This window comes from Desulforegulaceae bacterium (assembly GCA_034006035.1).
In the GTDB taxonomy this organism is placed as follows: domain Bacteria; phylum Desulfobacterota; class Desulfobacteria; order Desulfobacterales; family JACKCP01; genus JACKCP01.
Genome location: JAVETN010000021.1, coordinates 22,831 through 29,474, shown reverse-complemented (window position 1 = coordinate 29,474; position 6,644 = coordinate 22,831). Strand labels below are relative to the sequence as shown.

The 6,644-nt window shown below is 32.9% G+C and carries 6 protein-coding genes and 1 tRNA gene; 3 read left to right on the top strand and 4 right to left on the bottom strand.

Annotated elements, in window-relative coordinates; all coding sequences use genetic code 11:
- Positions 1-369: 369 nt before the first annotated feature.
- Positions 370-2,115 carry a bifunctional anthranilate synthase component I family protein/class IV aminotransferase gene (locus tag RBR53_11840; protein ID MDY0133342.1) on the bottom strand — a complete coding sequence of 582 codons (1,746 nt, stop codon included), beginning with the start codon at positions 2,113-2,115 and terminating at the stop codon, positions 370-372.
- 101 nt (positions 2,116-2,216) lie between these two features.
- Here RBR53_11840 and RBR53_11835 point away from each other — a divergent pair, with 101 nt between their 5' ends.
- From RBR53_11835 to RBR53_11825, 3 genes are all read left to right on the top strand, one after another.
- The gene (locus RBR53_11835; protein ID MDY0133341.1) at positions 2,217-2,909 is read left to right on the top strand and encodes an HD-GYP domain-containing protein; all 693 of its coding nucleotides are present in this window, start codon (positions 2,217-2,219) and stop codon (positions 2,907-2,909) included.
- Positions 2,896-4,071 carry a DUF2325 domain-containing protein gene (locus tag RBR53_11830; GenBank protein MDY0133340.1) on the top strand — a complete coding sequence of 392 codons (1,176 nt, stop codon included), beginning with the start codon at positions 2,896-2,898 and terminating at the stop codon, positions 4,069-4,071. The genes RBR53_11835 and RBR53_11830 overlap by 14 nt, the downstream gene beginning before the upstream one ends.
- A gap of 118 nt (positions 4,072-4,189) precedes the next feature.
- Positions 4,190-4,405 (top strand): hypothetical protein, encoded by a 216-nt coding sequence (locus RBR53_11825; GenBank protein ID MDY0133339.1) that lies wholly within the window; start codon positions 4,190-4,192, stop codon positions 4,403-4,405.
- 101 nt (positions 4,406-4,506) lie between these two features.
- Here the strand turns inward: RBR53_11825 and RBR53_11820 are convergent, their stop codons facing one another.
- From RBR53_11820 to gltX, 3 genes are all read right to left on the bottom strand, one after another.
- Complete coding sequence (locus tag RBR53_11820) at positions 4,507-4,725, bottom strand: CopG family transcriptional regulator (GenBank protein ID MDY0133338.1); 219 nt, start codon at positions 4,723-4,725, stop codon at positions 4,507-4,509.
- Between the two features lie 264 nt (positions 4,726-4,989).
- A tRNA-Gln gene (locus RBR53_11815) sits at positions 4,990-5,063 on the bottom strand.
- Between the two features lie 48 nt (positions 5,064-5,111).
- Entirely contained in the window at positions 5,112-6,506 is a 1,395-nt protein-coding gene (gene gltX, locus RBR53_11810) for a glutamate--tRNA ligase (protein ID MDY0133337.1), read from the bottom strand.
- Positions 6,507-6,644: the final 138 nt, after the last annotated feature.

Sequence of the window (6,644 nt, the reverse complement as noted above, 5' to 3'; positions counted from 1 at the left end):
TAAAAAGCCCAAATAAAACCATGATAAAAAAAACAGGCCAGTTCAATGGGTTTCCTTGAAAGACAAAAAAAGCCTGACCAACCAAAACAGGGAGGAAAATATAACTTTGAGATTGAAGACGAGAGGCTTTCAGCCAAACTCGGATAGTATGCATAATAACTCCATTATTTGATGAAATCCTGTGCTTTTTTCCTCGTCATTGGTTTTATGGCAATGACTTGCTGGTACTATGAAATATCATTACTCTTGTACTAAAATAAAAAAAGTAAATAAAATAGAACCTGCACTTCTGAACCCAAGGACCAGACCGAAAAAAGGTTAAAAAAACAAACACAATACTAAGTAGTTTCAGCAAAGCTGCATTCTTGTTCAGCTGATATCTAATTCAACCTCAATAAATCCTCTAACAGAATTTATTAAAAATATTTTTTCACAATCTTTTAATTCATTTTTTAATATAATCTTTTCCTTTAGCTTTTTTTCATCAATAAGAAATTGTCTCATTGTGCCAGGTAAAAGACCAGATGAAGAATGGGGAGTATAAAGGCACCCATTTTTTTGAATTACAATATTTGAATAACATGACTCTGTTATTTCATTTCTTTCATTTACTAAAATTACATCATTATATTTTTTGTATTTTGATAGAGCATCTTCATATATTTTTCTGTTTGTGGTTTTATGGTAAATAAATCGATTTTTTGAACTGATATTTTCATTGCTTAAACAAACTTTCCACTTAATCTTTTTTTCAAGGGGATTATCTAAAAGCTCAAAACTTTCAAATGACAATTGGCGGTTTTTGCCTGCCAACACCCTGACTTTTAAAAACTTATCAGACTTAAAATTTTTTAAAAAATCAGAAAATTTATCCAGATTGAATTCAAATGAAAAATATTTAGCAGATTCAAGAATTCTTTTAACATGATATTTTTCAAGATAAAATCCACTATCTGGAATATAAAGCATAGTTTCAAGAAGCATAAAGTCAGGTTCAGGCTCTGAAACAACAAGAGCTTTGTTCATGCATTCATCATATTCTTCTTTTGCTTTTGAGTCCCAGACAATTCCACCTCCTGTACCGTAAAAACCCAGTTTCTTTTTTTTATTAATATAAAGAGTTCTTATTGCAACATTAAAAACAGATTTTCTACCCGGCATTAAATATCCCATTGCCCCTGTATAAACTCCCCTTTGGGAATTTTCCAACTCGTTGATATATTCCATAGCTTTAAATTTAGGAGCTCCTGTTATTGAAGCACAAGGGAAAAGAGCTTTAAATATTTCTGTTATTGAAGCTTTAGTTTTGCATTTTACAGTTGAAGTCATTTGAAAAACTCTTGAATATTTTTCTATTTCAAAAATATTGTCTGCTTTTACAGATAATTTTTCTGATATTTTTGAAAAATCATTTCTCATCATATCAAGTATCATTATATTTTCAGCCTGATCTTTTATTGAATTTGAAAGAATTTTTTTATTTATTTCATCCTCCTTACAATTTATTCCCCTTTTTATGGTACCTTTCATTGGTTTTGAAGTCAGAATATCTTTATCAAGAGAGAAAAAAAGTTCAGGAGAAGAGCTGATTACAGCAAACTCATCTGTTTCAACAAAACCGCAATAAGGACTGTCAAGTCCTGCAAAATGTCGCACAAAAATATCAAAAGCAGGCTCTTGTACAAAACAACTCATAAGAAATGTAAGATTTAGCTGATAAATATCACCCAGCTTTATTTTGTTTTTAATAAACTCAATTTTTTTTTCATAATCTTTATATGAAAAAGGAAATTTCCAATCAGGGTTCCAGCCTGATTTTTTATCTGTACAAAAACTTTCAATATCAGCAATTTCAACTTTTTTATAAATTCCAAACCAGAGATAGTCTGAAATTTCATTTTGGTTTACAAAAAACTTGGGATCAAATGCCTTAGCAGCTTCATAAGCAACAAATCCTGCTGCAAAATATCCAAGGGAAACCATTTTTTCAATATATACAAGAGAGTCTTCTATGTCCTGATAATCTTTGCACCTGACAATTTCAAGAAGCTCACTAAAAACATAAAATGTCTTATTGTCTCTTTTAAATAAAAAACTTTTTTTAAAAAATTCCATTTTTTTCTGACTCCTATTTTTTTGCTTGACTGATAATATCCAAGATTGTATTAGTCAACCTTAAACTAATTAGATACTCCTAACTTTATGAGGATAAATAAATGCAAGCTGATACAGCTATAAGTAATAATTTTCTTTACAATGAATTTTTGCTGTCCTGTAACCGATGTCCCAGTCTTCCCAATTATTCAAAACTCCTCCATGATTTTGCAACAGCACTTGGCAGGGCACTTGATGCCAGAGATAACTCCACCAAAGAGCATTCAAATGAAGTAGCTGATATATCATCAATAATTGGAAAATCCATAGGCTTAAAAAAACAGCAGCTTGAAGTTATTCATCTTGCTGGCCATTTACACGATATTGGTAAAATAGGAATTCCTGATAATATTCTTTTTAAAAAAGACAAACTCAGCCAAGAAGAATGGGATTGTATTAAAAGTCATCCAATGGTTGGTGCTGAAATTGTTTCTTCAATTGAAGGTTTTACTGAAAAAAATTCAATTAAGGATATTATTTTACATCACCATGAAAGATACGATGGAAAGGGTTATCCCTCAGGTCTTAAAGGATATGAGATTCCACTTGGTGCCAGAATTATTGCAGTTGCTGATTCAGTCTCCGCAATGATGCAAAAAAGGCCATATAGAAACAAAATGGATTTTGAATCAACTGTAATAGAAGTTTTTCAAAATTCAGGAACACAATTTGACCCCTTAATTGTTAATGCCTTCAGCAAAAACCTTGAAACAATAGAAAACTATCTAAAGAGGAAAAAAAATGAACTTAAATGATTTTAATCCATCTGGAAAAAGAAAAAAAATAAATGAAATTAAAGGTCATTTTCATTGTTCAATAGTTGGAACCTGCCTGAGTCTAAAAGAACTTGAAAAAATCCAGAGAAAAGCAAAGGTTTTAATTCCAAAAAACTCCACTGAACATGAAATTCATGGAATTTTTGTATATCTTGCGGGTGAAGACGAGCTTCCTGCAAAACTCTTGACCAAGGCTCTTGATAAAAAGTTTGAAAAGGAAGTAAGGGAGTTTTCAAAAATAAAATCAGATGCTGAACTTAAAGACAAATGGAATTACGAATATGAAAAAGGAAATATCCCAGGACCTTATTGGGCTTTGATGAGTCATCCTTTCCCTTCGGCAACAACTCTTGCAAATGCCTTTGGTGAAGTTCATATGCTTTCACATATGATAGGGCGAAGCACACGGGCAGATATAAAAAGAGTTAAAAGAGTAGAAGAAGAAAATGACAAGCTCAACATTAAAATCAGAACTCTTAAAAGAGCATTTAGCAAAAAGTTTTCAGACTTAAATAAAAAGTACAAAAATGAAAAAATAAAAACAAATCAGCTTTTTTCCTATCTGGACGAGGCTGAAAAAGAACTTAATGAACTTAAAAATGAAAAAATTACAAATAGCCCTGGGTATGAAAATAAGAATCAAAACATAAAAATAAACGAACTTGAGAGCAGTGTTGAGTTTTTAAAAAATGAAAACTCTTTTTTATGCAAAAAAATCAAAGAACTTGAAAAAGAACTTGAATCAAAAAAAATTATAAACAGCTTTTTTGAGCCTGTTAACAATCCTCCAGAGAAGATAAAATGCAGTGGATGTACTTCACCAAACTGTCCAGGCCCTGCTCTTTGCGGCAAAAAAATTCTATATGTTGGAGGAAGAAAAAACATCCTTCCAAGATATAAGGAAATTGTTGAAGAATACGGAGGGGAATTTATTTATCATGATGGTGGAATGGAGTCTTCTAAAAAAAGTATTGATAACTTAGTTTCTTCAGCTGATATGGTTTTTTGTCCCATTGACTGTACAAGCCATGATGCCTGTCTAAGACTGAAAAAAATCTGTAAAAAAACTGAAAAATCATTTATTCCGCTTAAATCTTCAGGTGCTTCATCTTTTGACAGATATATAAAAAACATTGATTAACAAGTTTAAATCCCCATATTCCTTCCAAATAAACCTACCGTCTGACACAGGAGGCTGCTCCTGTGTCATTTTTTTCCTTTAGAAAAAAGCAAAAAAGAAAACAGCAACCATTGATGCAGTGATAGGACATCCTGACAGATTAAAAGATATTGCAAAAGATATAGTAAATCATTTTGAAGTAAGACAAAAAGTATTTGAAGGCAAAGCTATAAGAGTTGCAGTAAGAAACGTATTAAGGCGATATGGCTACCCCCTGGATTTAGCAAAAATGGAAGCAGATAGAGTAGTAACCCAAAGTGAATCATTAGCAGAAATATTTTCGGCTGAGGATTGATCTGGTTGGCTGCTCTATTGTCCATGTAATCAAGAATTTTTTTAGCAATGGGTTTATCAAGTTTTGAAAGCTGTTTTAATACTTCTGGGGTATATTTGATTTTATAAGCCAAGTTTTTTTCTAACCTCTTCTGATGAAAGGGCTTTTTCACCGTTTAGTAAAAATTCTTCAAAGGCTTTTTCAGAAAGGTAAAGATCTTCCAGGTCTTCAATGTAGAGAGGTAATGCTTCTACGGCATAAAACGACTTTGTGCGGTTTGTTTTTGAAACTAAATCATTAAGCCTTTTTTCAAGGTCTTCAGGTAATTTAACGGACAACATAATGGGGTGCTCCTTGTGTTCAATAATATTGTAATAAATTTAATACGAATTTAAATTTATTACAAGTTTATCCATCAGCCATAATTTACCGCTTAGCGAAAAGAATTTTCAATACAAATTTAATTCCAATTTGTTAAAATCTCCTACTCTTTTTTTGGCTGAAATTGGCGGGAACAAAAATATAGTTGGGAACAAACTAGGAATAAATTTGATTATAATAAAAAAAGGCCTTCAGTGAAAAACGCTGAGAGCCTTTATTGACAGTGGCTGAGGGACAGGGATTTGAACCCCGATAAGCGGAGTCAGAGTCCGCCGTCTTACCATTAGACCATCCCTCAGGAAGTGAAAACTGTTTAGCTCCATATCAAAAGAAAGTCAAGGAAATTTTATCCCCTGTTTTCTTTAATCCACAAAACTGCCTTTTCAATTCTCTCAATTGCTTTTTCCTGACCTGTAAGCTCAAGGGTTTCATGGATTCCAGCTCCCTGGGCTATACCTGTGAGAGCAACGCGAAGAGGTTTGGCAAGTTTGGGAAATTTTATTTCATGATCAGATAGAACCTGGTTAAAGGCCAGGTCAATTTCATCATGGGTAAAGTTTTTTATGTTTTTTAAGTTATTGGCAAAGTTTTGAAGAATTTCTGCTGCTGATACTTTAAGATTGTCCTTGGCAGCTTTTTCTGAATATTCAAATTCATCGGTAAAATAAACTTTTATAGAATCTTCAAGTTCAAAAAGAGTTTTTGCCCTTGATTTGTAAACATTAACCGCAAGCTTGAGCTTTTCTGTAGCAGGAAGCCCTGACTGATTGGAAATTGTTTTGCAAAGAAAATCATCGTCTGAATTTTGAATATGCTCTGCGTTTAAGCTCAGCATTTTTTCAGGATCAAAAACTCCTGGTGAACGGCCAATATTTTCAAGGGAGAATTTTTCAATAAGTTCAGTTCTTGTGAAATATTCTTGATCCCCGCAAGACCAGCCAAGTCTTACAAGATAATTTATAACAGCATCTGGAAGATAACCTAGTTTTTTATACTCAAGAATACTCATTGCTCCGTGTCTTTTGCTCAGCCTTTTTTTGTCTGAACCAAGAACCATGGGAACATGGCCAAATTCAGGCAGCTTTTCTTCAAGGGCTTCATAAATGACAATCTGCTTTGGAGTGTTGCTTACATGGTCGTCCCCTCTTATTATAGGACTTACCTCCATTGTAAGGTCATCTATAGTTACAGCAAAATTATAGGTAAAAGAGCCATCGCTTCTTTGAATTATAAAATCATCAAGCTCTTCATAAGGTACTGAAATATTGCCTTTTATTATATCTTTTATTATGCAGGTTCCTGAAAGGGGAGCTTTAATACGTAAAGCCGCACCTTGGGATTTTGGAAGGTTTTTTTCCCTGCATCTTCCGTCGTATTTTGGTTTTTTTCCTTCAGATCTTGCCTTTTCCCTCATTGCCTCAACTTCTTCCTGGGTGCAGGTGCAATAATAGGCAAGTCCTTTTTCAATGAGAATATCTGCATATTTTTGGTAAACATCGGTTCTTTTTGTCTGATAAAAAGGGCCTTCATCATAATCAAGCCCAAGCCATTCCATGGCTTCAAGGATTTCTTCTTCAGATTCTTTTGTGGATCTTTCCTGGTCAGTATCTTCAAATCTTAAAATAAACTTACCTTTTTTAGCTTTTGAATAAAGCCAGTTAAAAACAGCTGTTCTTGCTCCCCCTACATGGAGTGAGCCTGTTGGGCTTGGGGGAAATCTTGTTATTATTTTCATCTTCATAACCTGTCCTGATTTTTGTTTTTAATAAAAATATAAACCTTTTTTATCACTGTATAGCTCAAATACGCAAGGTCAAAGCAATATTTTAATGAATTATCGTTCTTATTTGTGGAAAATTAGAAGCACAAAGTTTTTTCG